Genomic DNA, 23857 nt, shown 5'->3' on the forward strand with positions numbered 1-23857 from the left:
ATGACGGGCCCCGAACGCTGTGGCTTGATCCGGCCGCAGGTCAGGGACTCGGGCACACCGTAGCCCCTGGAACGGTGAGATGTGGACATCTTGCGAAGGAACGATCCGCCTGATCGTGTCGGCAGCGCCTTCCGGCGACCGGGGCGCAGGGGTGCCGGGCGACGGCGCGGCGGCCGGGCACGACCGTCCTGTCCGTGTCCACGTGACGCGCCGTACACTCCCCGAGTGACCGCCACCACCACCTCCGTAGACGAGTCGGAGCAGCTCGGGCCGCGTCCGGAGCCCGCATCGCGCAAGGCCCGCTTCCTGCGAGCGCTCGTCCCGGCCGCCGCGTCGGCACTCTCCGGAGTGCTGCTCTACGTCAGCTTTCCGCCACGCACCCTGTGGTGGCTGGCCCTGCCGGCCTTCGCGGTGTTCGCCTGGTGTCTGCACGGCCGCAGCTGGAAGGCGGGCCTCGGGCTCGGCTATCTCTTCGGGCTCGGTTTCCTGCTGCCGCTCCTGGTGTGGACCGGAGTGGAGGTCGGGCCGGGGCCGTGGCTGGCGCTCGCCGCCATCGAGGCGATGTTCGTCGCCCTCGTCGGAGCGGGCATCACCGCCGTCTCCCGGCTGCCCGGATATCCGTTCTGGGCGGCTGCCCTCTGGGTCGCCGGTGAGGCGGCACGGGCGCGTGTGCCGTTCAGCGGCTTCCCCTGGGGGAAGATCGCCTTCGGGCAGGCGGACGGCGTCTTCCTGCCCCTTGCCGCGCTCGGCGGCACCCCGGTGCTCGGATTCGCGGTGGTCCTGTGCGGCTTCGGCCTGTACGAGATCGTCCGGCAGGTGCGCGATGCCCGCGCCGTGCGCGACGGCGGCGACGGGCACAGCACCCGTGGCCTGCGCCGTGGTGCGGCGGCAGCGGCCCTGCTCAGCGTCCTCGTCCCGGTCGCCGGTGCCTTCGCCGCGCGTCCGCTCGTCAGCGACGACGCCGAGGACGGCACCGCGACCGTCGCCGCCATCCAGGGCAACGTCCCGCAGGCGGGCCTGGAATTCAACGCCCAACGCCGTGCCGTGCTCGACCACCATGTGCGCGAGACCCAGCGGCTCGCGGACCGGGTGAAGGCGGGCAAGGCGAAGCAGCCCGACTTCGTCCTGTGGCCGGAGAACTCCTCGGACATCGACCCGTTCACCAACCCCGACGCCCGCGAGGCGATCGAGCGCGCCGTCAAGGCGATCGGCGCCCCCATCTCGGTCGGCGGAGTCGTCGAGACCAAGGACGGCAAGCTCTTCAACGAGCAGATCCTGTGGGACCCGAAGAAGGGCCCCACGGACACCTACGACAAGCGGCAGATCCAGCCCTTCGGCGAGTACATCCCGCTGCGCGGCCTCGTCGGCTTCTTCAGCAGCGACGTCGGCATGGTGCGCCAGGACTTCAGCCGCGGCACCAAGCCCGGCGTCTTCACCATGGCGGGCACGAAGGTCGGCCTCGCCACCTGCTACGAGGCCGCGTTCGACTGGGCCGTGCGCGACACCGTCACCCACGGCGCGCAGCTCATCTCGGTGCCGAGCAACAACGCGACGTTCGACCGCAGCGAGATGACCTACCAGCAGCTCGCCATGTCGCGGATCCGCGCCGTCGAGCACAGCCGCACCGTCACCGTCCCGGTGACCAGCGGCGTCAGCGCGATCATCATGCCGGACGGCCATGTCTCGCAGAAGACGAAGTGGTTCACCGCCGACTCACTCGTCGAGGAGGTGCCGCTGCGCTCGTCGCAGACACCGGCCACCCGGTCCGGCGTACTCCCCGAGGGCATCCTCGTGCTGATCGCGGCCGCCGGTCTCGGCTGGGCGGTGACCGCGGGCGTCCGGGCCAAGCGCGCCGGGCAGGGCAGTTAGGGTCGAAGGCATGGCAACTCCTGACTTCATCCACACGATCCGGGCCGACGCGGGCCACCAGCTGTTGTGGCTCCCCGGGGTCACCGCCATCGTCTTCGACGACGAGGGCAGAGTGCTCCTCGGGCGGCGCTCCGACAACGGCAAGTGGTCCGTCATCGGCGGCATTCCGGATCCGGGGGAACAGCCCGCGGCCTGCGCCGTGCGCGAGGTGTTCGAAGAGACCGCGGTGCACGTCGTGGCCGAGCGCGTGGTGCTCGTCGAGGCCCTGGAGCCGGTGACGTACCCCAACGGCGACACCTGCCAGTTCATGGACATCACCGTGCGCTGCCGCGCCGTCGGCGGCGAGGCCCGGGTCAACGACGACGAGTCGCTCGAAGTGGGCTGGTTCGCCCTGGACGCGCTGCCCGACGTGCACGAGCACGGGGTCTTCCGGATCAAGCAGGCCATGGCGGAGGACCAGCCCACCTGGTTCGACCGCAGCTGAGGGGGACGGGGTCCGGCTCAGGTCGCCTTGATCATGTCGGCGCACTTCTCGCCGATCATCATCGTGGTGATGCACGGGTTGACCGCGGGCAGGAACGGCATGACCGACGCGTCGGCGACGCGCAGACCCGTGACGCCCTTGACCCGCAGTTCGGGGTCGAGCGGCGAGCCCGCGTCGTCCGTCGCGCCCATCCGCACGGTGCCCGCCGGGTGGTAGACGGTGTTGTGGGTCTGGCGGATGTACGCGAAGAGCTCGTCGTCGGTCGTGGCGTCCGGGCCGGGAGCGAGTTCGGCGCCCGCCCAGTCCGCCAGCGGGGCCTGCGCCGCGATCTCGCGGGCGAGCCGGAGCCCGTACGTCATCACGCGGATGTCGTGCTCGTGCGTGAAGTAGCGGGGGTCGACCTTCGGCTTGTCCCGGAAGTCGCGGCTGCGCAGCTCCACCGTGCCCATGGAGCGGGCCCGGGTGACGTTCGGGGTGAGGCAGAAGGCGTTGTCGGTGGTCGGATAGCCGCGCCGGTAGGTGTTCATGTCGAAGGGCACCGAGCCGTAGTGGAACATCAGGTCCGGGCGGTCGAGGCCCGGTTCGGTGTCCGCGAAGATGCCGATCTCCCACCACTGGGTGGAGGAGGTGACCATCGGCTGCTTCGCCTCCCACATGATCACGCCCTCGGGGTGGTCCTGGAGGTGGGCGCCGACTCCGGGGGAGTCCACCCGCACCTCGACGCCGCACTCCCGGAGCTGCCCGGCGGGACCGATCCCCGACAGCATCAGGAGCTTCGGCGAGTCGATCGCCCCGCAGGACACGATCACCTCGCGGCGCGCCGAGACCGTACCGCTGTGGATGGTGTCGGGCTGCAGGTACTCGACGCCCGTACAGCGCCGGTTCTCGTCGAACAGCAACTGCTTGGCCTGCAGCCCCGTACGCACCTCAAGGTTGGGCCGCTTGCCGATGATCGGGTGCAGATACGACACCGATGCGGACGAACGGGTGCCGTCCGTACGGGAGTTGATCTGGAACCAGTGGGCGCCGCGCACCACCGTCCTGCCGGTGTTGAACGGCGTGGTGGGGATGTCAGCCGCGGCGCACGCCTCCAACAGGGCCGATCCGCAGGGGTCGTTCGGCGGGACGCTCATGATGTTCACCGGGCCCGAGCGGCCGTGGTGGTCGCCGGGTGCGTCGTTGGTCTCCAGGCGCTGGTAGAGCGGGAAGCAGTCCTTGGCGCTCCAGCCCGTGCAGCCCAGGGAGCCCCACTCGTCGAGGTCCTCGGCGGGTGCCCAGAAGGCGATGCAGGAGTTGTGCGAGGAGCAGCCGCCGAGCACCTTGGCGCGGGCGTGCCGCATGAAGCTGTTGCCGTTCTCCTGCGGCTCCACCGGGTAGTCCCAGTCGTAACCGGACTCCAGCAGGGCCATCCACCGGTCCAGTCGGAGGATGTTGTCGTCGCCGACGTCCGAAGGACCCGCCTCGAGGACGCAGACGGTGACGTCCGGGTCCTCGGTCAGCCGCGCGGCGACGACGGCGCCTGCCGTACCGCCGCCGACGACCACGTAGTCGAACTCGGCCTGGGGACTCTCTGCGGGCATGACGACTCCAGATCAGCGGGGTTCAGGGGGCGGCCGGGGGCGACGGGGGAGTGGTGGGGTCGACGGCCTCTTCGAAGCGGTGCTCGGCGAGTACGCCCGCCTTGTGCCGCTGCACGAACCAGTAGTAGGCGAAGCCGCCGCAGGCCACGATGCCGATGAAGAGGAACGCGCCCCAGCGCAGGTACCAGTGCTGGGTTCCTGTCGCGTTGTAGACCTCGGCGCGGGGCCAGGCCAGGTTGAGGGACATGGCCGCGCCCCAGAGCACGGCGAGGATGTTGATGGGCAGGCCGAACTTGCCGAGCGAGAACTTGCCCTCGGCGGGCTCCCACTGGCCGCGCAGCCGCCTGACCAGCATCGGCAGGGTGACGAGGAGATAGGCCAGGTAGATCATGATGATCGCGATGCTCGTGATCACCGAGAAGATCTGCGGCTGGTTGATGTTGATCACCAGGATGCCGACGCCGACGAGCCCGATGATGATCGCGGGCAGCACGGGGGTCTTGAAACGCGGGCTGACCTTGGCGAGCAGCGAGGACGCGGGCAGGCAGTTGTCGCGGGCCATGGCGAACGCGAGGCGGATGCCCGCGGCCTGCACGGCGAGTTCGCAGACGGTGATGGCGACGACCACGCACCACAGCACGATCTCGCCGATCGTGGAGCCGAGCGTACTCAGGACCACGTACTGCAGGCCGTCCACGGACAGTTCCTTCGCGTGCAGATCCGGCACGGCCAGGAGCGCGAACAGCAGGATGAGCCCGCCGATGAGGAACGAGAAGACGAGCGCCCGCAGGATGGCCCGCGGGGCGTTGCGGCTCGGGTCGAGGGACTCCTCGCCCAGTGAGGACGCGGTGTCGAAGCCGTACATCACGTATGCCGATGCCAGCGAGGCCGTCAGGAACGCCCCGAAGTAGCCGAGGTTCTGGCCCTGGCCGATGCCTCCGGTCTCCATGATGGCGCTGGGGCCGCGGGTGATGTGGGCGGCGAGCAGAATGATCAGGACGACGGCCGCGATCAGCTCGATCAGGACGCCCGCGGAGTTGATCCGGGCCATCAGCTTGACGCCGAACGCGTTGACCAGCGTGGTGAACAGGATGAGCACCGAGCCGAGCAGCACCGCGTTCTTCGCCGCGTCCGTCGTCCCGCTGCCGTCCCCGATGAACTGGAACGTGTCGGAGATCTGCGGCAGCGTGATCTGGTACGCGAGGGCGACCGCCGCCAGGGACACCATGGTGGCCGTCAGCATCATCCAGCCGCCGAGCCAGCCGACGTGCGGGCCGCCGAGCTGCTTGGCCCAGTTGTAGACGGACCCCGCGACGGGGAAGCGGGCGGCCAGCTCGCAAAAGCAGAGGGCCACCATCAGCTGGCCGACGAAGACCATCGGCCAGGACCACCAGTAGGCGGGACCGCCGAAGCTGACGCCGAAGTAGAAGAGCTGGAAGGTGCCGGTCAGGATCGAGATGTAGCTGATCCCGGCGGCGAAGGTGTGGAAGTTGCCGAGCGTGCGCTTGAGTTCGGGACGGTATCCGAGCTCGCCGAGCGCGTCGTCGTCGTCCTGGTGCTGCCGCCGGGCGGCGTCGGCGGCCTCGGCACCCTTGCCGGGATCCGTACTCATTCGAACCACCTCTGAGGAGTCGGTGCGAGGTTGCGCCAGATGTGTTTGGCCTCTTGGTACTCGGCGAGGCCGGCCGGGCCCAGCTCGCGGCCGAATCCGGACTGCTTCATTCCACCCCATTCGGCCTGCGGAACATAGGGGTGGAAGTCATTGATCCATACGGTTCCCGCGCGCATCCGGGACGCCACCCGGTGCGCCTTGCCGCTGTCCTGCGACCAGACGGCGCCCGCGAGTCCGTACACGGTGTCGTTGGCGAGCGCGATCGCCTCGTCCTCGTCCCGGAACCGCTCGACGGTGAGTACCGGTCCGAACGACTCGTCGGTGACCACGGACATGCCGGGGGCGCACTCGTCCAGGACGGTCGGCGGGTAGTAGTAGCCGTCCGCGAGCGCCGGGTCGTCGGGGCGGGCGCCGCCACAGCGGAGGACCGCGCCCTCGGCGATGCCCGCCGCCACGTACGCCTCGACCTTGTCGCGGTGCGCCGCCGAGATCAGCGGACCGGTGCGGGCGTCGTCGTCGAAGGGCCCGCCGAGGCGGATCCGCTGCGCGCGCTCGACCACCTCGTCGACGAACCTGTCGTGCAGCCCGTCCTCGACGAGCAGCCGCGCACCGGCCGAACAGACCTGGCCCGAGTGCAGGAAGATCGCCATCAGGGCGTAGTCGACGGCCGCCTCGAAGTCGGCGTCCGCGAAGACGATGTTCGGGTTCTTGCCGCCCAGCTCCAGGGCGACCTTCTTCACCGTGGGTGCCGCGGCGGCCATGATGCGGCGCCCGGTGACGAGCCCGCCGGTGAACGACACCATGTCGACGCGCGGGTCCTCGCTGAGCGGCGCGCCCGCGGTGGGGCCCGCGCCGAGGACCAGGTTGGCGGCGCCGGGGGGCAGCCCGGCCTCGGTGAGCAGGCGCATCAGGATGATGGAGGTGTGCGGCGTCAGCTCGCTCGGCTTGAGGACGAAGGTGTTGCCCGCGCCGAGCGCCGGTGCGACCTTCCAGGCGGTCTGCAGCAGCGGATAGTTCCACGGCGTGATCAGCGCGCACACCCCGACCGGTTCGTGCACCACCCGGCTGTCCACCTCCGGGCTGCCGGCGTCGACGATCCGGTCGGTGCCGCCCGCCGCCGTCAGGTTGCCGAAGTAGCGGAAGCAGTTCGCGATGTCGTCCATGTCGTACTCGCTCTCCACGAGCCGCTTCCCGGTGTCCAGGGATTCGGCGCGGGCGAGTGCGTCCTTGTCGCGTTCGAGGAGGTCGGCCACGCGCAGCAGCAGCCGGCCGCGTTCGGCCGCCGGGGTGCCGGGCCACGGTCCGCTGTCGAAGGCCTCACGCGCGGCGGCGATCGCCGCCGCGGCGTCTTTGGGCCCGGCTTCGTCGACGGTCGCGACCAGGGTGTTGTCCGCGGGGCAGCGGATCTCCCGTGTCTGCCCGTCCGCGGCGGTGGTCCATGTTCCGCCGATGAAAAGCTCCGGCATGACGGCTCCTCGGGGATGGGATGCGCGGGTGCTCCACGAATGGACGCTATGGAGTGCCGGCCACGCCCGCACCCCAAGAGCCGCTATTCGGCGCACGTGCCCCGTCCGCCCGCGTGGGACCGGGCGTCCCGGAAGATCGGGTGCGCCGCCACTCCGATAGCCTGAAGGCACGATGAACCGGCTGATCACGTCATGGGGCGCGTACGACCTCACACGATTTCCCGAGGACCCTCGCGACCCGCTGCGCGCCTGGTCCGCCGCCGACGCCTACCTGCTGCGGCACCTCGCCGGTGAGACGGGTGAGACAGGCAGGGCGGGCGGGACGAGTGAGGCAGGCGATGCGGGCGAGGCAGGTGCGGAGGCCAGGCCCGTCGACCTGTCCGGCACCGTGGCCGTCGTCGGTGACCGCTGGGGCGCGCTGACCACCGCGCTCGCCGAGCACGGGCCGACGATGATCACCGATTCGTTCCTCGCGCGGGAGGCGGCCCGGGCCAACGTGGCCCGTGCCGGGTTCGCGCCGGACGCGGTGCGCCTCGCGACGACCGATGACGCTCCGCCGAGCCGGATCGACGTACTCCTGGTCCGCGTGCCGAAGAGCCTCGCGCTCCTGGAGGACCAGCTGCACCGGGTCGCGCCCGCCCTGCACGCGGGCACGGTCGTCGTCGGCACCGGCATGGTCACCGAGATCCACACCTCGACGCTCGACCTCTTCGAGCGGATCATCGGCCCTACGCGGACATCGCTCGCCCGGCAGAAGGCGCGGCTCATCTTCAGCACGCCGGACCCCGAGCGCGCCGTCGGCCCCAGCCCGTGGCCGCGCAGCTATGTGCTCGACGCCGACTCCGGCGCGGGATCAGGGCTGACCGTCGTCAATCACGCGGGTGTGTTCTGCGCCGAACGTCTCGACATCGGCACCCGCTTCCTCCTGCGCCATCTGCCCACCGGCAAGAGCGGCGCGCACATCGTGGACCTGGGCTGCGGCAACGGCGTGCTCGGCACGGCCGCCGCAGTCGCCGATCCCGGGGCCACGGTCACCTTCATCGACGAGTCGTATCCCGCCGTGGCCTCGGCGGAGGCCACGTTCCGCGCGAACGCCGCCGACTCCACCAAGGCGGAGTTCGTGGCGGGCGACGCGCTGGCGGCCGTCCCGGCGGGTTCGGTGGACCTCGTCCTGAACAACCCGCCCTTCCACAGCCACCAGGCGACCTCCGGCGCGACCGCCTGGCGGATGTTCAGCGGGGCACGGGCGGCGCTGCGGCCCGGCGGCGAGCTGTGGGTCGTCGGCAACCGCCACCTGCAGTACCACGTGAAGCTGCGGAAGCTCTTCGGCAACTCCCAAGTCGTCGCCTCCGACCCGAAGTTCGTGGTGCTGCGAGCGGTCAAGCGCAACCGCTGACACCGCCCGTCGCCCTCCGTACGTCCCGCGTCGGCCGCCTCAGGCATCGAAGGCGGTCGCCCGGGTCACCTTCTCCCAGGCGGCGATCTCCGCGCGGACCGAGTCGAGGTGGCCGACGACCGCGTCCACGGCGTCCTCGCCCAGCGGCAGCCGCAGCGGGGTCTCGTCGGCGTCGAGCGCGGCGATGATCGCCGCGGCTGCCTTCGCCGGGTCGCCGGGCTGGGTGCCGTCGCCGCCCGCGACCATCGCGCGGGTGGCGCCCGCCGTCTCCGCGTAGTCCGGGATCTCGACGGGGCTCGCGCTGGTGTTGCCGAACAGGCTGGTGCGGAACGCGCCGGGTTCCACGACCAGGACCTTGATGCCGAGCGGGCCCACCTCGGCCGCCAGCGCCTCCGACATGCCCTCAAGGGCGAACTTCGTGCCGCTGTACGCCGAGAAGCCCGCGAAGGACATCTGCCCGCCCATGCTGCTCATCTGCACGATCGCTCCCGACCGCCGCGCCCGCATGTGCGGAAGGACGGCGCGGGTCAGCGCGGTCGGGCCGAAGACGTGCACGTCGAAGAGGGCACGCAGTCCGGCGTCCGAGTCCTCCTCCAGGGCGCCGACGTGGCTGCGGCCCGCATTGTTCACCAGGACGTCGATGCGCCCGTGCCGGTCGGCGACGTCACGCACGGCGGTCTCGATGCCGGCCGTGTCCGTCACGTCCAGGGTGAGGGCCTCGACCTGGTCGGGGTGGGCCGCGACCAGGTCGTCCAGGGACGACGCGTTGCGGGCGGCGGCCACGACCACGCCGCCCGCGGCGACGGCCGCCTCGGTGATCGCCCGTCCGAAGCCGCTGGACGCACCCGTCACGAGCCATACCTTCGTCATCTCGAACTCCCTTTAAGAGGCGGCCGGTTCACTTGTTCCGGGCTCTGCGGATCAGCCTGCGGCCCAATCGGTTGGCCCGTCCAAGACATGACGTGATAGCTGATGGTTATGGACCGACACGGCAGGGACGTGCACAGCAGGGATCTCCGCTACTTCGTCGAGGTGGCGCGGGAGTTGCACTTCACGCGGGCCGCCGAGCGACTCTTCGTGTCGCAGCCCGCGCTGAGCAAGCAGATACGAGCACTGGAGCGGCAGTTGGGCGCGGAGCTGTTCGTGCGGGATCACCGCGGTGTGCGGCTCACCACCGTGGGCGCCGCGCTCCTGCCGCACGCGCAACAGGCGCTCGAACACTGGCAGTCGGCGGTCGACGCGGTGGAGAGCGCGAAGGCCGGGGAGCGGTCGACGCTTTCCGTGGGGATGAGCACACGACCGGCCCGCGGCGGGCTCCTCCCGGCGGTACGGTCCCGCTTCGGCGAGGCGCATCCAGAAGCCACGATCCGGCTGCGGCAGGTGAGTTGGGAGGACGCCAGCGCGGGGCTCGCGGACGGGACGGCGGACGTGGCCTTCGTCTGGCTGCCGCTTGAGGACCTGGAGCGCTATGCGTGGGTGGTGGTCGCCGAGGAGCCGCGTCATGTCGCCCTTCCCTCGACTCATCGCCTCGCGGGCCGGGACGAGGTCGACTTCGCCGACCTCGTCGACGAACCCTTCCTCGCGCTGCCCGAGAGCGCGGGCGCACTGCGGGACTACTGGCTCGCCTTGGATGCCCGCGCAGGCGGCCCGCCCCGCATCGGCGCCGAGATCGCAAGTACCGACGAGACGTACGAGGCGCTCGTGGACGGCCGCGGGATCTGCCTGGTCGCCGCGGGCAACGCACCCCTGATCACGCTGGGCGGCGTCGTCACGCGCCCGGTGCGCGGCATCACGCCGAGCCGGTTCGCCCTGGCCTGGCGCGTGGGCGACGACCGCCGCCCGCTGGTGAGCGCGTACATCAAGGCGTGCGGGGAGGCGCTCGGGCAGGCCCGGCGTGACCCCTCGGGCGCATCTCGTCGCAACCGTTGACCTTGCCCCGGCTCCCCCTTAGCGTTTCGGCGTTCGGAGTATCAAATGACGTTCGAAATAACGAACGTTCGGTGTGAGGGGACGCTCGTCCCTCCAACCCGCCCCGATGCCTTACGGAGCCGCATGAACCACAGTGAAGTACCCAGCCGCAGAACCGTGTTGCGCACCACCCTGGCCGCCGGAGCCCTCGCCGCCGCACCGGCCCTCGCACAGGCGCCCGCCCACGCGGCCTCCCGGCGGGCCGCCGCCTATCGCAACCCGCTCGTCGAGCAGCGCGCCGACCCGCACATCCACCGCCACACCGACGGCCACTACTACTTCACGGCGACGTCCCCCGAGTACGACCGCATCATCCTGCGCCGCTCCCGCACCCTGACGGGTCTGACGCGGGCCGACGAGTCCGTCATCTGGAGGCGGCACACGAGCGGCGACATGGCCGCGCACATCTGGGCGCCGGAACTCCACCACATCAACGGCAAGTGGTACATCTACTTCGCCGCGGCCCCCGCCGACGACGTGTGGAAGATCCGCATCTGGGTCCTGGAGAACTCCAACCCCAACCCGTTCAAGGGCAGTTGGACGGAGAAGGGGCAGCTCACCACCGCCTGGGACACCTTCTCGCTCGACGCCACCACCTTCACGTACCGGGGCAGCCGCTACCTCGCCTGGGCGCAGTATGAGCCAGGCATGGACAACAACACCGGCGTCTTCCTGTCCCGCATGGCGAACCCCTGGACCCTGACGGGACCTCAGATACGGCTGTCCACACCCGAGTACGACTGGGAGTGCGTCGGCTTCAAGGTGAACGAAGGACCGTCCGTCATCCAGCGCAACGGCCGCGTCTTCCTCTCGTACTCGGCGTCCGCGACCGACTTCAACTACTGCATGGGGCTGCTCACCGCCGACGCCCGCGATGACCTCATGGACCCCGCGTCCTGGTCCAAGTCGCCGACCCCCGTCTTCACGAGCAACGACACGACCAAGCAGTACGGCCCCGGCCACAACTGCTTCACCGTCGCCGAGGACGGTCGCACCGACGTCCTCGTCTACCACGCCCGCCAGTACAAGGACATCGTCGGCGACCCCCTGCACGACCCCAACCGCCACACCCGCATCCAGAAGCTCGGCTGGAAGGCGGACGGCACCCCGGACTTCGGTGTCCCCGTCGCCGATGCCGCCGGGGCGTGAACGCCCCGGTCAGCGATCGGGCGAGAGGAAGGGGGCCATGAACGAGCGCACGAAGGCGTTGCGGAACTTCCCCTGTGGATCGAGGCGTTGGGCCAGCTCCGTGAATTCGGCCGCGTGCGGATAACGGTCGCCAAGATCCGCCGGGTCGGCGGCGAACACCTTGCCCCAGTGCGGCCGGGCCGCGAACCGCGCCAGGCGCCCCTCGACGAGCTCGATCACCGGAAGCACGGCAGCCGCCTCCGGCACCCAGGTGAAGTGGAACGCGACGGTGTCCCGGCCGTGTGCGGGGCTGAGCCACTGGGCGTCGGCAGCGACCGTGCGCACCTCGCACACCTGGAGGACGGGGGCCACCTCTTCCCTGAGGGCGGCCAGGGCGTGCAGAGCGGCCAGGGCGTGTTCGCGCGGCAGCAGATACTCCGACTGGAGCTCGGCGCCGCTGCTCGGCGTGAACTCGGCCCGGAAGTGCGGCAGCCGCTCGTGCCAGGAGCCCGGCACGCCCAGCTGCTCGGTGCAGTTGGCGGCGGGCATGCCCGGTACGGGATGCCGGGGCTCGCTCACGGGCGCCGCCCACGGGAAGTCGACGGGGGCGTCGCCGCGCTGCTTGAGCCACACCTGGTTGAAGCGTGGCCCGCGCCAGTCCGTGAACAGACTCACGCTGTACGCCGCCGATGTCACGGCGTCGAAGTCGAGACGTTTCAGGTGGAGTTCGCCGAACACGTGCTGGCTGACCGAGTAGTCGGGCTCCAGGTCGAGGGTGAGGGCGCTGACGACGCCGAGTGCGCCGAGCGAGACCACGGCGCCGTCGAACCCGTCGTCGCCGCGGCTCAGCACGCGGGTCTCGCCGTCGGCGGCCACCAGCTCTACCGCGCGGACGATCTCCGCCAGCGACCGGTTGCCGTTGCCCGAGCCGTGCGTTCCGGTGGCGACCGATCCGGCCACCGAGATGTGCGGCAGGGAGGCCATGTTGGGCAGCGCGAGCCCGAACGAGGCGACATGCCGGGCCAGTTCGGCGTACCGCACACCACCGGACACGCGCACGGTGCGCGCCGCGGTGTCCACGTCGACGGACGGTTCGAGCGCGGAGAGGGAGACCAGGGCCGTGCCCGCGGCGTCGCTGTCCACGTCGGCGATCCGGTTGAACGAGTGGCCGCTGCCGAGCACCCGCACCTGTCTGCTGCCCGCGACGAGCGACCGCAGGGCATCCTGCGAGGCGGGCCGGTGCAGCTCACGGGCCGAGAAGGTGATGTTCCCGGCCCAGTTGGTCACGGCGCCGTCCCGGCCGGTGGCCAAGGCGTCAGTCATGTTCGGGTCCCTCCCTCACGGCCGCGGACAGTAAGCCCGGACCTTGCCCCCGTTGCGTTCATGGTCACGACCATACGACTTCGGACAGCACGTCGGGGCTCCGGAAGCGCCGGTCTCAGGCTCGCATCACCAGGCGGTCCACCGCGGGGTTCCCCGAACCGTAGGGGACGGGCAGGAGTCCGGCGTCCCCGGTCGCGTACAGCGCCTGTTCGAGGGCGCCGATCAGGGGCTGCACGTCGACCGGCGGGCGGACCACCAGGCGCAGGAAGCGGCTTGAGCTGCCGATCTTGTTGCCGCACTCGCGCACCAGAATGCCGTGCTCGGCCAGCAGTCGGTCCCGCAGGACCACTCCGTCGACGCCGTCGGGCAGCCGTACGTACACGAAGTTTCCCTGTGAGGGGTAGCTGGTGAGTCCGGGAAGCCGGCCGAGGTGCCAGATCATCTCCTGACGGTCGCGGCGGACCTGACGCAGGCTCAGGTCGTAGGCGTGGCGGTGCTGCTTGAGCATGAACACCACGCTCTCCGCGAAGGAGTTGAGGTTCCACTTCGGCAGCGCGGCGCGCACCCTGCCGGCCAGGCCCGGGTTGGCGACGAGGTAGCCGAAGCGGACGCCGTGCAGCCCGAAGTTCTTGCCGAGGCTGCGCAGCACGATGACATTGGGCCGCAGCACCGCCTCGTCGGCGACGCTCGACTCGGGGCCCGCGTCGGCGAACTCGAGGAACGACTCGTCCACGACCACCAGGTCGAGATCCTGCAGCGCGTCGAGCAGCGCGAGCACGGAGCGGCGCGGAAGGAGGCCTCCGTCCGGGTTGTTGGGATTGCAGATGACCGCCGTGCGGGAACCCCGGGCGCGTACGAAGTCGACGTAGGCTCCCGGATCGAGCACGAAGCCGTCGGCCTCCGGAAGCAGGAACATGTCGACGCGCTTGCCGGTCTCCATCGACTGATCGGTCCACCGCCCGAACGTCGGCACGGGCACGGCGAGCGCGTCGCGCACGAGCAAGTGGTCGATCCAGGTGATGAGTTCGGTCGAGCCGTTGCCCATCACGACGGTCTGCGGATTGAGGCCGAGCACGGCACTGAGCTCGGCGGTGATGGTGTCCGCGCCGCTCGGGTAGTACGTGAGGATGTCCCGCAGCCGTCCGCCGAGCTCCTCGTACATCTCGGGTGTGGGGAAGTACGGATTGCACGGGACGCAGAAGTCGACGAGCGGCTGCCCGCTGTCCGCCGCCGCCCTGTTCAGCGCGGAGTACGAGGGGGTGTGCGCGGTGGACGCGCGGAAGAGGGCGGTGACGTTGCCCGCGTCTGCCATGGGAGGCCTCCGGGTCGGGGAGGGTGGTGTCTCCTGTACATACGTGCGTGGGTGAGGGTGCGCTCAACCGGCGGGGCAAGAGGGGCGGGTGAGGTGCGCGACAGCCTTCGTCAGCCGCGTGACAGCCTTCGTCACCCGCCCGAACAGCCGTCGTCTCCCGCGCGAGAACCGGTCGGCTTCCGTCAGCCGGGGACCTCCCGTGGAATCCAGACCCGCATGGCCCCGTCCTCGCGGTTCGCCCACGCGTGGTACGGCACCGCAGTCAGCGGGGTGGGCGCCCCGTCCGAGCGGCGGTGGCCGGTGGTGGTGACGACCGTGACGCCGCCCAGGAGGTCCGGCCGGTGCTCGGCGACCGTGCGTGCGGCGGGGACCAGCGTCACCTCGTCGAGGCGCAGGCCCGCCTGCTGATCGGCACTCTCCAGGCAGTACACCAGGGGCCCGCGCTCGATGGCGAGGCAGCCGCGCACGGCGTCCACCCGTGGATCGGGCTCCGTGAGGCGCACGTCGAGGGCGAGGTCGAGGACGACGCGCTCGCCCGGCAGCCAGCGGCGGCGTATCCGCAGCCATCCCCCGTCCGCCTCCGTGCGGTTCTGCCGGTCCGGTGCGGCCACCGTGAACTCGGCGCACCAGGAAGGGATGCGCAGCGAAAGCGTCCAGTCGCGGTCCGCCGGTGCCGCGTCGACGGTGACCGTGACGCGGCCCTTCCACGGGTAGTCCGTCTCCACGGTGACCGCTCCGCCCCCGGCTGTGTCCGCTGGGTCCGTCGCGTACGAACCCGTCGCGTACTGGTGCAGCTGCAGGCCGTCCGCATCGCCGCTCGCCACATAGTGGGGGAGCGAGGCCAGCAGGCGCATGACGTTGGGCGGGCAGCATGCGCAGCGGAACCACGGTGTGCGGCGGGCCGTCCGGTCGCCGGGGTGGTCCTCGTGGTCGTCACGCACCTGGAGCGGGTTGACGTACAGCCAGCGGTCGCCGTCGAGGGCGACGCCGGACAGGAAACCGTTGTAGAGGGTGCGCTCGACGAGGTCGGAGTACCGGGTTTCGCCCGTCAGCAGAGCCATCCGCCAGGACCACTGCACGGAGGCGATGGCCGCGCAGGTTTCCGCGTACGCCCGGTCCGGCGGCAGCTCGAAGGGCTCACCGAACGCCTCGCCCTCGTGGCGCGCGCCGACGCCGCCCGTGAGGTAGGTCTTGGTGGCGGCCATGGCGTGCCACAGCCGCTCCAGGGACTCCCGCAGTGCCTCGTCGCCGGTCTCCATGGCCAGGTCGGTGGCCCCGGCCAGCAGATACAGCTGACGCACGGCGTGCCCCGTGACGGTCGGCGCCTCCCGTACGGGGAGGTGGTCCTGCCAGTACGCCGGGCCCGGATCGCGGGCGCGGTCGACGCCCTCCGCGAGCAGCCCGTGGCCGCGACGGTCGGTGAAGTCGCCCGCGAGATCGAGGAAGCGTCGCTCACCGGTCTCGCGGTACAGCTCCACCAGAGCGGTCTCGATCTCCGGGTGCCCGCAGATCCCGCCGCTCTTCCCGTCTGACCTGTCCGTCCCGTCCGCGCCGTCCGTCCCGTCCGTCCCGTCCGTCCCGAAGACGGAGTCGATGTACGTGGCGAACCGGAGCGCCACGTCGAGGAGTTCGCGGCGGCCGGTGGCGCGGTGGTGGGCGACGGCTGCCTGGATCAGATGTCCCGCGCAGTACAGCTCATGGCCCCAGTCGAGCTCGCTCCAGCGCCGGTCGGGGTGGGCGACCTGGTAGTAGGTCTGGAGATAGCCGTCGGGTCCTTGGGCCGTGGCGACGAGTGACACCAGCCGTCGCACCTCTGCGGCGAGTCCGCTGTGGCCGGGATCGTCGGCCAGCTGCCAGGATGCGGCCTCCAGCCACTTGTGGACGTCGGAGTCCTGGAACGGGAAGTCCCCGCTGAAGGCTCCCGCACTGTCCGAACCCTCCGGGTCTTCCGACTCCTCCGATTCCTCGGAACTCCCCGCCGCCGTACGGAGGTTGGCAAGGTTTCCCGCCTTTTCGAGGCGCTCAGGCCCCTGCGGGATGCTCACCGTGGCGTTGATGTGCCGCCGGGCGGCCCAGAAGCCGCCGGTGATCCGGGCGGTGGCGGCCGGGCGCAGGGCGGTGTGGGCGTGGGAGCGAAGGCGGATCGGTCCCAGAGGCGCGGCTGCGGCTGTGGCTGTGGCTGTGGGCTGGGGCGAGGGAGTGGGTTGGAGCGAGGGCGTGAGATCGGGCATGCGTGCCATTCCTCGGTGCCATGTGCGTTCGATATCTAGAACATCGTTCGGAAATCTGCTAACGCCGCCGACGCTACCGTGGGCAGCCGGGCCCAGGGGAGAGGTCGGCCGCATCCGGCACCCTCATCTCACGTACGTCCCTGGCCGGCCGCGGCTCATACGATCGGGGCCCATGAGCCCCCGCCTGCTGATCTACAGCCGAACGACCGCATACCGGCACGCGTCGATCCCCGTCGGAGTCACCGCCCTGAGCGAGCTCGCCGCCGGACTCGGCTGCCCGGCCGACGCGACCGAGGACCCGGCCGCCTTCGAGCAGGACCTCTCCGGCTACACGGCGATCGTCTTCCTCTCCACCAGCGGCGACGTCCTCACCCCGGCCGGGCGGTCGGCGCTGCGCGCGCACCGGTCGGCGGGCGGCGGCTTCATGGGCGTCCACGCCGCGGCCTGCACCGAGTACGACTGGCCGTACTACGGCGAACTGCTCGGCGCGCGCTTCGCCCGGCACCCCGCCCTCCAGCCCGGCCGCCTGACCGTCGAGGACCACGCGCACCCCGCCACCGAACACCTCCCCGCCAGCTGGGAGTTCACCGATGAGTGGTACGACTTCCGGGCGTCGCCGCGCGGCGCGGTGCGGGTCCTGGCATCGGCCGACGAGTCCTCGTACGAAGGCGGCGCGATGGGGGCCGACCACCCCCTGGTGTGGTGCCACGAGATCGGCGGCGGCCCGATGTTCTACACCGCCCTCGGCCACGCCGACGAGGCCTACCGGGACCCGGCCTTCCGTGCGCACCTCCTGGGCGGCCTGAGGTACGTGACCGGCCTGGCCTGAAGCCTCGGCGCGCGAGGCGATCCGGGCATGGGTGAGCCCCCGCCGGGTGCGGCGGGGGCTCGTGCCAGGTGCGCCCGGTGTTAGAGCGTGCCGGAGGCGGCGATGGCGACCTCGGCCTTGGTGGCGCCGGACTGCGAGCCGAAGCTCTCGATCTTCTTGACGAGGGCCATGCTGTCCTCGTCCGCGACCTCACCGAAGACCACGTGCTTGCCGTCGAGCCAGCTCGTGACGACCGTGGTGATGAAGAACTGCGAGCCGTTCGAGTCGGGGCCGGCGTTGGCCATCGAGAGCAGGCCCGGCTTGGTGTGCTTGAGCTGGAAGTTCTCGTCGGGGAACTTCGCGCCGTAGATGCTCTTGCCGCCGGTGCCGTTGCCGGCGGTGAAGTCGCCGCCCTGGAGCATGAAGTCCGGGATGACGCGGTGGAACTTCGAGCCGGCGTAGCCGAAGCCCTTCTCGCCGGTGGCGAGCGCGCGGAAGTTCTCCACGGTCTTCGGCACGACGTCGTCGAAGAGGTTGAACGTGATGCGGCCTTCGGGCTTGCCGTCGATGGTGATGTCGAAATAAGCCTTGATTGTCATGGTCCTCATCCTGTCATTGCCCTGTCCCCGCTCGCCAACCGAACCCCCCAAAGAACCCGTCGCACCTCGTTTGACCAGGCATGATGGTGTTTGTACCGGACATGTGCGCGGTGCGAAACGATCTTCTTCAGCCGGTCCTGATCCTCATGAAGGTGATCGAGTTCGCCGGGAAGGTGTACGAGAAGGTGTCGGACACGCCCTTGAACGTCGACGTCACCGGTTTGACCGGTGTCGCGTCCTTCGTGTTCTCCGCGGTCGGGTCGGCGGCGAGCGTGGTCACCTTCGCGGCCGGCCGCACCTTCGTGCCCGGGCCGATGCCGACCTTGGTGCGGGCATCCGAGCCCTGCGCGTTGACGACCTTGACGATGAGGTCTCCGGTGGCCTTGTCGCGGGTGACGACCTGGCGGAACGGCTCGGCGGGCTTGTCGTCCGTGAAGGAGCCCCACTTCTTGCCGTCGAGGAAGAGCGTCACCTGGCGTCCGCGCACCTCGACGCGCAGGTCGTAGCTGCGGCCCGTCTCGATGGTCGTCGTGTCCTGGACCATGGTCTGCTTAGCGCCGTCGGCGGTCTTCTCGACGGCTGACTGGCTGTTGTTCCAGCCGCCCAGGTTCCACCAGTAGTAGTTGCCGGTGTCCTTGACCCCGAAGGCGACCATGAAGCCCTCCTTGCCGGACTTCTTGGTGGCCTTCACGTTCAGGTCGTAGTTCTGCCAGGCCTTGTCGCCCGCCGTGACCAGGGTGTTCTCCGCGGCCTCGTCGGACTGGACGTACGCGCCGTCCTGGACGGTCCAGGTGCCCTTGCCGGCCGCCTTGCTCCACCGGCCGTCACCGCCGGAGAAGTCGTCGGCCAGGAGCGTCCCGCCGTCCTCGCCGGTGACCTTCACGTCGTCGTACGAGGCGCTGGTCGCCCATGTGGACAGGCCGACGGCGCCGGTGATGGGGCCGGACGTGGCGGGGGCGCCGGAGGCGGTGGACGGCACGACCTCGTCGCCGACGTTGCGCATGAAGAGCTTCTGCGTCTCGTAGTTGGCCGAGCCCCATGACTGGTCGTTGTCGTACCAGATCATGTTCGGCTTCCACTGCACGTAGTCCTCGTTGGCGAGCAGCGGGGCGTACGAGGCGAGCTTGACGACGTCGGCGTTGCGCTCAAGGCCGGTCATGAAGGCCGCTTCGGACAGGGCGTTGGAGAACTTGTTGCCCTGCGAGGCGTACTCGCCGAGGAAGACCTTCGGGCCCTCGCGGTCGTAGGAGTCGTAGCGGTCGTTGTTCTCCAGGAACCACTGCGGGCTGTTGTAGTAGTGCTCGTCGACCATCGCGACGTCCGCGTCACGGTTGAGCTGCCAGGCCTTGTCGAACGTCGAACCGCTGTCATCGGGGCCGGAGTTGGAGATGACGGTGATGTCCGGGTACTTCTTCTCGATGGCCGCGCGGAACTCCTTGAAGCGGGCGAAGAACTCCTCCGGGAGGTTCTCCTCGTTGCCGACCTCCAGGTGGGTCAGGCGGAAGGGCTTGGGGTGGCCCATCGCCGCCCGCTTCTTGCCCCACTCGCTCGTCGCCGGGCCATTGGCGAACTCGATGAGGTCCAGCGTGTCCTGGATGTGCCGCTTGAGGAGGGCCGGGTCGTCGGTGGCCTTGTTCTGGCCGCAGCCGGTCACCAGGGCGGGCACGACGGGCAGCGGCATCGCGCCGGTGTCCTCGGCGAACTGGAAGTACTCGTAGTATCCGAGGCCGTAACTCTGGTTGTAGCCCCAGAAGTTGGCGTTCGTGGCGCGCTGCTCGACGGGCCCGATGGTGTCCTTCCACTGGTAGGAGCGCTTGCGCTGCCAGCCGGACCTCTCGTCGTACGCCTCGTGGGAGCCGGTGTTGACCAGGCAGCCGCCGGGGAAGCGCAGGAAGCCGGGGTTCAGGTCGGCGATCTTCTGGGCGAGGTCCTGGCGCAGGCCGTTCGCGCGGCCCTTGTAGGTGTCGCGGGGGAAGAGGGAGATCTCGTCGAGAGCGACCGGAGCATCCGAGGCGACCGCGAGCCGACCGTCGGCGGAGGTCCGGCCAGCGGTGAAGGAGGCCTTGTACTTCGCCCAGCCGCCGCGCGCGGTGACGCGGCGAGCCGGGGCCAGTTCGCCGGAGGCGTCGCGCAGGGTGAGGGTCAGGGGTGCCTTGCTCGTGCCACCGGTGCGCGCCCAGACGGAGAAGTCGTAGCGCTTGCCCTTGGCGACGGCGATGCCGGTGTTGTAGCCGGAGTTGGTGACGGTTGAACCGCCGTCCAGGGAGAGGTAGTTGCGGTTGCGGGCGTTCAGACGGCCGTCGTCGTTCACCACTTTGGCGGAACCGGACGTGTCCCACGACGTCAGGGGCGTGTAGGCGGCGTTGTCGGCGGTGGAGTACTCGAAGGAGCGGTTCTGGACGAGCTCGGCGTAGAGGCCGCCGTCCGCCGCGCGGTTGATGTCCTCGTAGAAGACGCCGTACATCGAGTCGTCGATCTTCGCGCCGGTGCGGGCCGGGTCGACGTCGATGGTGTAGTCGGTGGGTTCGGCCGCGGCGGTGGGTCCCGCGGCGAGCGTTCCGGTGAGCAGGGCCCCCAGGGCGAGTCCGAGTCTCCATCGTCTGCGTGCCATGCGTACCCCAGTTTCTGTGCGGTATATCGAACGACGATCAGCGGGTCGAACGGAAACCTAGGCAGCGGGGAGCGGCACGTCAACGCATTGCGCAGGAAGTGACCGAGGTGCGTCCCGGGGTTCGTGATGTCGAACAACTTCCAAGGGATTCACGGGACTTCGCCGCCGAGTCTGTCCGAACCGTTGACGTGCCCTGTGTTCGACCTTACGGTCCCGTTCGAAGTTGCGAGCAGCATTCGAAATATCGAACAGAAGTGAGCCGCAATGTCACCACCCCTCCCGAGCCGACGAGGAGTGCTCGGCTCCATCGGAGCGCTCGCCGTCACGGGCAGCTTCGGACTCGCTGCCGCGAATCGCAGCGCGTCGGCGATCGCGTCGGACGCGGACGTCCGGGTCCGCTACTGGAATCTGTTCTCCGGCGGCGACGGCGCCAACATGATCGCGATGCTGGACGCCTTCCGCACCGCGAACCCCCGCGTCGACGTCAAGGACTCGACCCTCCAGTGGGGCAACCCGTACTACACGAAACTCGCCATGGCGGCGTCCGGCAACCGCGCCCCCGACCTCGCGGTGATGCACCTGGGCCGCATACCCGGCTTCGCCCCCGGACAGCTCCTCGACCCGTGGGACGTGCGGCTCCTGGCCAAGCACGGACTGCGGGAGGCCGACTTCGACCCGGTGCTGTGGAAGCGCGCCGTGGTCGACGGCAAGCTGTACGGCCTGCCCCTCGACATCCACGCCCAGCTCTGCTTCTACCGCCGGGACGTGTGCGGGAAGGCGGGGCTGCTCGACGCGGGCGGTGACCTTGCGGAGGTCACCTCGACCGAGGACTGGTTCAAGGCACTCAAGGCCGCGAAGAAGGCCGTCAAGGGGGACGTCCACACCATCGGCATCAAGGCCGACGAACCGAACTTCTCCTGGTGGTTCTTCCTGTCCTTCTACACCCAGCTCGGCGGCACCTGCCTCAGCGCCGACGGCCGGGACGTCACCTTCGACACCGGCAAGGCCACCCAGGTCCTGGAGTTCCTGCGCCGGCACCTGACCGACGGTTACTCCACCGCGATCGGCGTCGCCGACGGTGAGGCGTTCGTCAACGGTTCCGCCTTCACCTGGGAGGGCAACTGGTCGGTGCCCGTCTTCAGCGGCGCGAAGCTCACGTACGGCGCGACCCCGCTGCCACCCGTCTTCGGCAGACCGGCGACGCACACCGAGTCGCACTGCTTCGTCCTGCCGCACCAGTCGCAGCGCGGCGGCGCCACCAATGAAGGCGCGCACCAACTGGCCGCGTACGTCGTCAAGAACGCCACCGCGTGGGCGCGCGGCGGCCACATCCCCGCCTACCTGCCGACGCTCGACGACAAGAAATACCTGGCACTGAGGCCGCAGTCCGAATACGTCTCGGCCATGGACCACATGGCCGTCGAGCCGGCCGCCTGGTTCGCCGGATCCACCGGACTCCTCGCCCAGCGCATCGGCCCCGTCATCGCCTCCTCCAACGTCGGCTCCGCCAAGCCCGAGGCCACGGCCCGCCGCATGAAGGGCGTACTCGAAAAGCTGGTCGCCATGAAGAACCCGATGGAAGGCAGATCCGCCACCGAGGGAGGGTCCGCCGCATGAGCGCAGTCGACACCGCGGTCGCCCCGGCCGCCGTACGGGCCGCCCCGGCGGCGGACGCCGATTCGCTCCGGGCCCGGCTGACCCGCCGCGTGCAGCACGGCGGCTGGTTCGTCGCCCCGTTCCTCGTCCTCTTCGCGCTGTTCGTGCTGCTCCCGATCGGCCGGGGTCTGTGGCTGAGCTTCACCGACGCCAACATCTCCGGCACGGACGCACGCTTCGTGGGCCTGGACAACTACCGGGAAGCCCTCGACAGCCCCCTCCTGTGGGACTCCCTGGGCCACAGCGCGTACTTCACCCTGCTCGTGGTGCCCTGCATCGTCGTCCTCGCGTTCCTCCTCGCGATGCTCGCCCACCACATCGAGCGCGCCAAGTGGCTGTGGCGGCTGTGCTTCTTCGCCCCCTTCCTGCTGCCGTCGACGGTCGCCGGAAACCTGTGGCAGTGGCTGTTCAACCCGGGCACCGGAATGATCGACCACGTCTTCGGCCTCGACACGCCCTGGCTGACCCAGAAGTCCACCGCCATGCTCGCCGTCGTCATCACCACCCTGTGGTGGACGGTCGGCTTCAGCTTCCTGCTCTTCCTCGCGGCCCTGCAGAACATCCCGCGCCATCTGTACGAGGCCGCCGAGCTCGACGGCGCGGGCGCCTGGCAGCGGATGGTGCACATCACGCTGCCGATGCTGCGCAACATCACCGGCCTGGTGATCACCCTGCAGATACTCGCCTCGCTCCAGGTCTTCGACCAGGCCGTGGTGATGCAGGACTTCGGCCCAGGACCCGAGGAAAGCACCCGGACCTTCGTCCAGTACACCCTCGAAGAGGGCTTCACCGCCTACCGCGTGGGCTACGCCTCGGCGGTCTCCATCATCTTCTTCATCCTCATCGCGGCCGTCGCCCTCGGCCGCATGTGGCTCCTGGGCAAGCGTGAGGAGGGCGTGCGATGAGCGCCACCGCCCTGAACGAAGCTGCCGTACGCAAGCAGAACGTACGCAAGCAGAACGTACGCAAGAGAAAGTGGACCGCGGGCCAGATCGTTCTCACCGCGCTCGGCGTCCTCGTCTCCGCGCTGTGGATGACGCCGCTTCTGTGGGCCCTCTTCACCTCCCTGAAGTCGGAGACCGAGGCCGTCGAGGTGCCCACCCACTGGGTGCCCGAGGAGTGGACGGGCCAGGCGTGGAAGGCGCTCTTCGAGAGCGGCAACATCACCAACTGGTTCGTGAACTCGCTCGTCGTCTCGGTCTGTGTCACCTTCGTCGTGGTGTTCGTCAGCGCGCTCGCCGGGTACGGCTTCGCGCGCACCGAGTTCCGGGGCAAGAACCTGCTGCTCGGCCTGGTCATGGCGGGCCTGATGGTGTCGCCCGCCGTGCTCGGCGTGCCGCTCTTCACGACCGTCCAGTCCATGGGGATGGTCGACACCTACTGGGGCATGATCCTGCCGCAGTGCGCGCCCGCCGCGATGGTCTACATCCTCTACAAGTTCTTCCAGGCGATCCCGCACGAGCTGGAGGAGGCCGCGTACATCGACGGCGCCGGACGCTGGCGGGTCTTCTTCACGATCGTCCTGCCGCTGTCCAGGCCCTCGCTCTCGGCCGTCGGGATCTTCACGTTCATCGCGTCCTGGAACAACTTCCTGTGGCCGTACATGGTGACCAACAACCCCGACCTGATGACGATGCCGAACGGGATCGCGACCGTCATGAACTCCTACGGCATCCAGTGGGCGCAGCTCATGGCGGGCGGCCTCATGGCCGGCCTGCCGCTGATCGTCGTCTTCGTCTTCTTCCAGCGCCAGATCGTCAGCGGCGTCGCCCACACGGGACTGGCCGGCCAGTAGGCCGCCGAACGCCCCTGAC

18 protein-coding genes are annotated in these 23857 nt (G+C 69.9%); 9 read left to right on the forward strand and 9 right to left on the reverse strand.

Annotated elements, in window-relative coordinates; translation table 11 throughout:
- Nucleotides 1-225 precede the first annotated feature (225 nt).
- Both lnt and OG302_RS36750 read left to right on the forward strand, forming a co-directional pair.
- Entirely contained in the window at nucleotides 226-1869 is a 1644-nt protein-coding gene (gene lnt / locus OG302_RS36745) for an apolipoprotein N-acyltransferase (RefSeq protein WP_371530731.1), read from the forward strand.
- A 10-nt stretch (nucleotides 1870-1879) separates the two neighbouring features.
- Nucleotides 1880-2353, forward strand: coding sequence for an NUDIX domain-containing protein (locus tag OG302_RS36750; protein ID WP_371530732.1), 474 nt, complete (start codon nucleotides 1880-1882; stop codon nucleotides 2351-2353).
- 17 nt (nucleotides 2354-2370) lie between these two features.
- On the opposite strand, the gene OG302_RS36755 is transcribed toward OG302_RS36750, so the two are convergent.
- Genes OG302_RS36755 through OG302_RS36765 form a run of 3 tightly spaced genes read right to left on the reverse strand, consistent with a single transcriptional unit; the run spans nucleotide 2371 to nucleotide 7011 of the window.
- Complete coding sequence (locus OG302_RS36755; protein WP_371530733.1) at nucleotides 2371-3933, reverse strand: GMC family oxidoreductase; 1563 nt, start codon at nucleotides 3931-3933, stop codon at nucleotides 2371-2373.
- Nucleotides 3934-3955: 22 nt separating this feature from the next.
- Nucleotides 3956-5545, reverse strand: coding sequence for an APC family permease (locus tag OG302_RS36760; RefSeq protein ID WP_371530734.1), 1590 nt, complete (start codon nucleotides 5543-5545; stop codon nucleotides 3956-3958).
- Nucleotides 5542-7011: an aldehyde dehydrogenase family protein gene (locus OG302_RS36765; protein WP_371530735.1), complete on the reverse strand. Its 1470-nt coding sequence runs from the start codon at nucleotides 7009-7011 to the stop codon at nucleotides 5542-5544. Before OG302_RS36765 ends, OG302_RS36760 begins: the two co-directional genes overlap by 4 nt.
- A gap of 172 nt (nucleotides 7012-7183) precedes the next feature.
- On the opposite strand from OG302_RS36765, the gene OG302_RS36770 reads away from it, so the two are divergent.
- On the forward strand, nucleotides 7184-8407 hold the full coding sequence (locus OG302_RS36770; RefSeq protein WP_371530736.1) for a methyltransferase: 1224 nt from the start codon (nucleotides 7184-7186) through the stop codon (nucleotides 8405-8407).
- Between the two features lie 39 nt (nucleotides 8408-8446).
- Here the strand turns inward: OG302_RS36770 and OG302_RS36775 are convergent, their stop codons facing one another.
- Nucleotides 8447-9277: an oxidoreductase gene (locus tag OG302_RS36775; protein WP_371530737.1), complete on the reverse strand. Its 831-nt coding sequence runs from the start codon at nucleotides 9275-9277 to the stop codon at nucleotides 8447-8449.
- 108 nt (nucleotides 9278-9385) lie between these two features.
- Between OG302_RS36775 and OG302_RS36780 the strand changes: the two genes are divergently transcribed.
- Both OG302_RS36780 and OG302_RS36785 read left to right on the forward strand, forming a co-directional pair.
- On the forward strand, nucleotides 9386-10336 hold the full coding sequence (locus OG302_RS36780; RefSeq protein WP_371530738.1) for a LysR family transcriptional regulator: 951 nt from the start codon (nucleotides 9386-9388) through the stop codon (nucleotides 10334-10336).
- Between the two features lie 123 nt (nucleotides 10337-10459).
- Nucleotides 10460-11524: a family 43 glycosylhydrolase gene (locus tag OG302_RS36785; RefSeq protein ID WP_371530739.1), complete on the forward strand. Its 1065-nt coding sequence runs from the start codon at nucleotides 10460-10462 to the stop codon at nucleotides 11522-11524.
- A 9-nt stretch (nucleotides 11525-11533) separates the two neighbouring features.
- Here OG302_RS36785 and OG302_RS36790 read toward each other — a convergent pair whose 3' ends face one another.
- The 3 genes from OG302_RS36790 to OG302_RS36800 all read right to left on the reverse strand — a co-directional run bounded on the left by OG302_RS36790 (nucleotide 11534) and on the right by OG302_RS36800 (nucleotide 16369).
- A complete protein-coding gene (locus OG302_RS36790; RefSeq protein ID WP_371530740.1) occupies nucleotides 11534-12826 on the reverse strand; it encodes a D-arabinono-1,4-lactone oxidase in 1293 nt (430 codons plus the stop codon).
- 115 nt (nucleotides 12827-12941) lie between these two features.
- Nucleotides 12942-14138, reverse strand: a complete 1197-nt coding sequence (locus OG302_RS36795) for a histidinol-phosphate transaminase (RefSeq protein WP_371530741.1) — start codon at nucleotides 14136-14138, stop codon at nucleotides 12942-12944.
- 182 nt (nucleotides 14139-14320) lie between these two features.
- Nucleotides 14321-16369 carry a glycoside hydrolase family 127 protein gene (locus OG302_RS36800; protein WP_371530742.1) on the reverse strand — a complete coding sequence of 683 codons (2049 nt, stop codon included), beginning with the start codon at nucleotides 16367-16369 and terminating at the stop codon, nucleotides 14321-14323.
- 172 nt (nucleotides 16370-16541) lie between these two features.
- Between OG302_RS36800 and OG302_RS36805 the strand changes: the two genes are divergently transcribed.
- The gene (locus tag OG302_RS36805) at nucleotides 16542-17198 is read left to right on the forward strand and encodes a ThuA domain-containing protein (RefSeq protein WP_371530743.1); all 657 of its coding nucleotides are present in this window, start codon (nucleotides 16542-16544) and stop codon (nucleotides 17196-17198) included.
- A gap of 80 nt (nucleotides 17199-17278) precedes the next feature.
- Here the strand turns inward: OG302_RS36805 and OG302_RS36810 are convergent, their stop codons facing one another.
- Together OG302_RS36810 and OG302_RS36815 are read right to left on the reverse strand one after the other, a co-directional pair.
- Complete coding sequence (locus OG302_RS36810) at nucleotides 17279-17776, reverse strand: peptidylprolyl isomerase (protein WP_371530744.1); 498 nt, start codon at nucleotides 17774-17776, stop codon at nucleotides 17279-17281.
- Nucleotides 17777-17903: 127 nt separating this feature from the next.
- Nucleotides 17904-20387 (reverse strand): alpha-L-arabinofuranosidase C-terminal domain-containing protein, encoded by a 2484-nt coding sequence (locus OG302_RS36815; RefSeq protein WP_371530745.1) that lies wholly within the window; start codon nucleotides 20385-20387, stop codon nucleotides 17904-17906.
- 264 nt (nucleotides 20388-20651) lie between these two features.
- On the opposite strand from OG302_RS36815, the gene OG302_RS36820 reads away from it, so the two are divergent.
- The 3 genes from OG302_RS36820 to OG302_RS36830 are packed head-to-tail and all read left to right on the forward strand — an operon-like array spanning nucleotide 20652 to nucleotide 23838.
- Complete coding sequence (locus tag OG302_RS36820) at nucleotides 20652-22004, forward strand: extracellular solute-binding protein (RefSeq protein ID WP_371530746.1); 1353 nt, start codon at nucleotides 20652-20654, stop codon at nucleotides 22002-22004.
- Complete coding sequence (locus OG302_RS36825) at nucleotides 22001-22948, forward strand: carbohydrate ABC transporter permease (RefSeq protein WP_371530747.1); 948 nt, start codon at nucleotides 22001-22003, stop codon at nucleotides 22946-22948. Before OG302_RS36820 ends, OG302_RS36825 begins: the two co-directional genes overlap by 4 nt.
- Nucleotides 22945-23838 carry a carbohydrate ABC transporter permease gene (locus OG302_RS36830; protein WP_371530748.1) on the forward strand — a complete coding sequence of 298 codons (894 nt, stop codon included), beginning with the start codon at nucleotides 22945-22947 and terminating at the stop codon, nucleotides 23836-23838. The genes OG302_RS36825 and OG302_RS36830 overlap by 4 nt, the downstream gene beginning before the upstream one ends.
- Nucleotides 23839-23857 lie beyond the last annotated feature (19 nt).

Source organism: Streptomyces sp. NBC_01283 (assembly GCF_041435335.1).
In the GTDB taxonomy this organism is placed as follows: Bacteria; Actinomycetota; Actinomycetes; order Streptomycetales; family Streptomycetaceae; genus Streptomyces.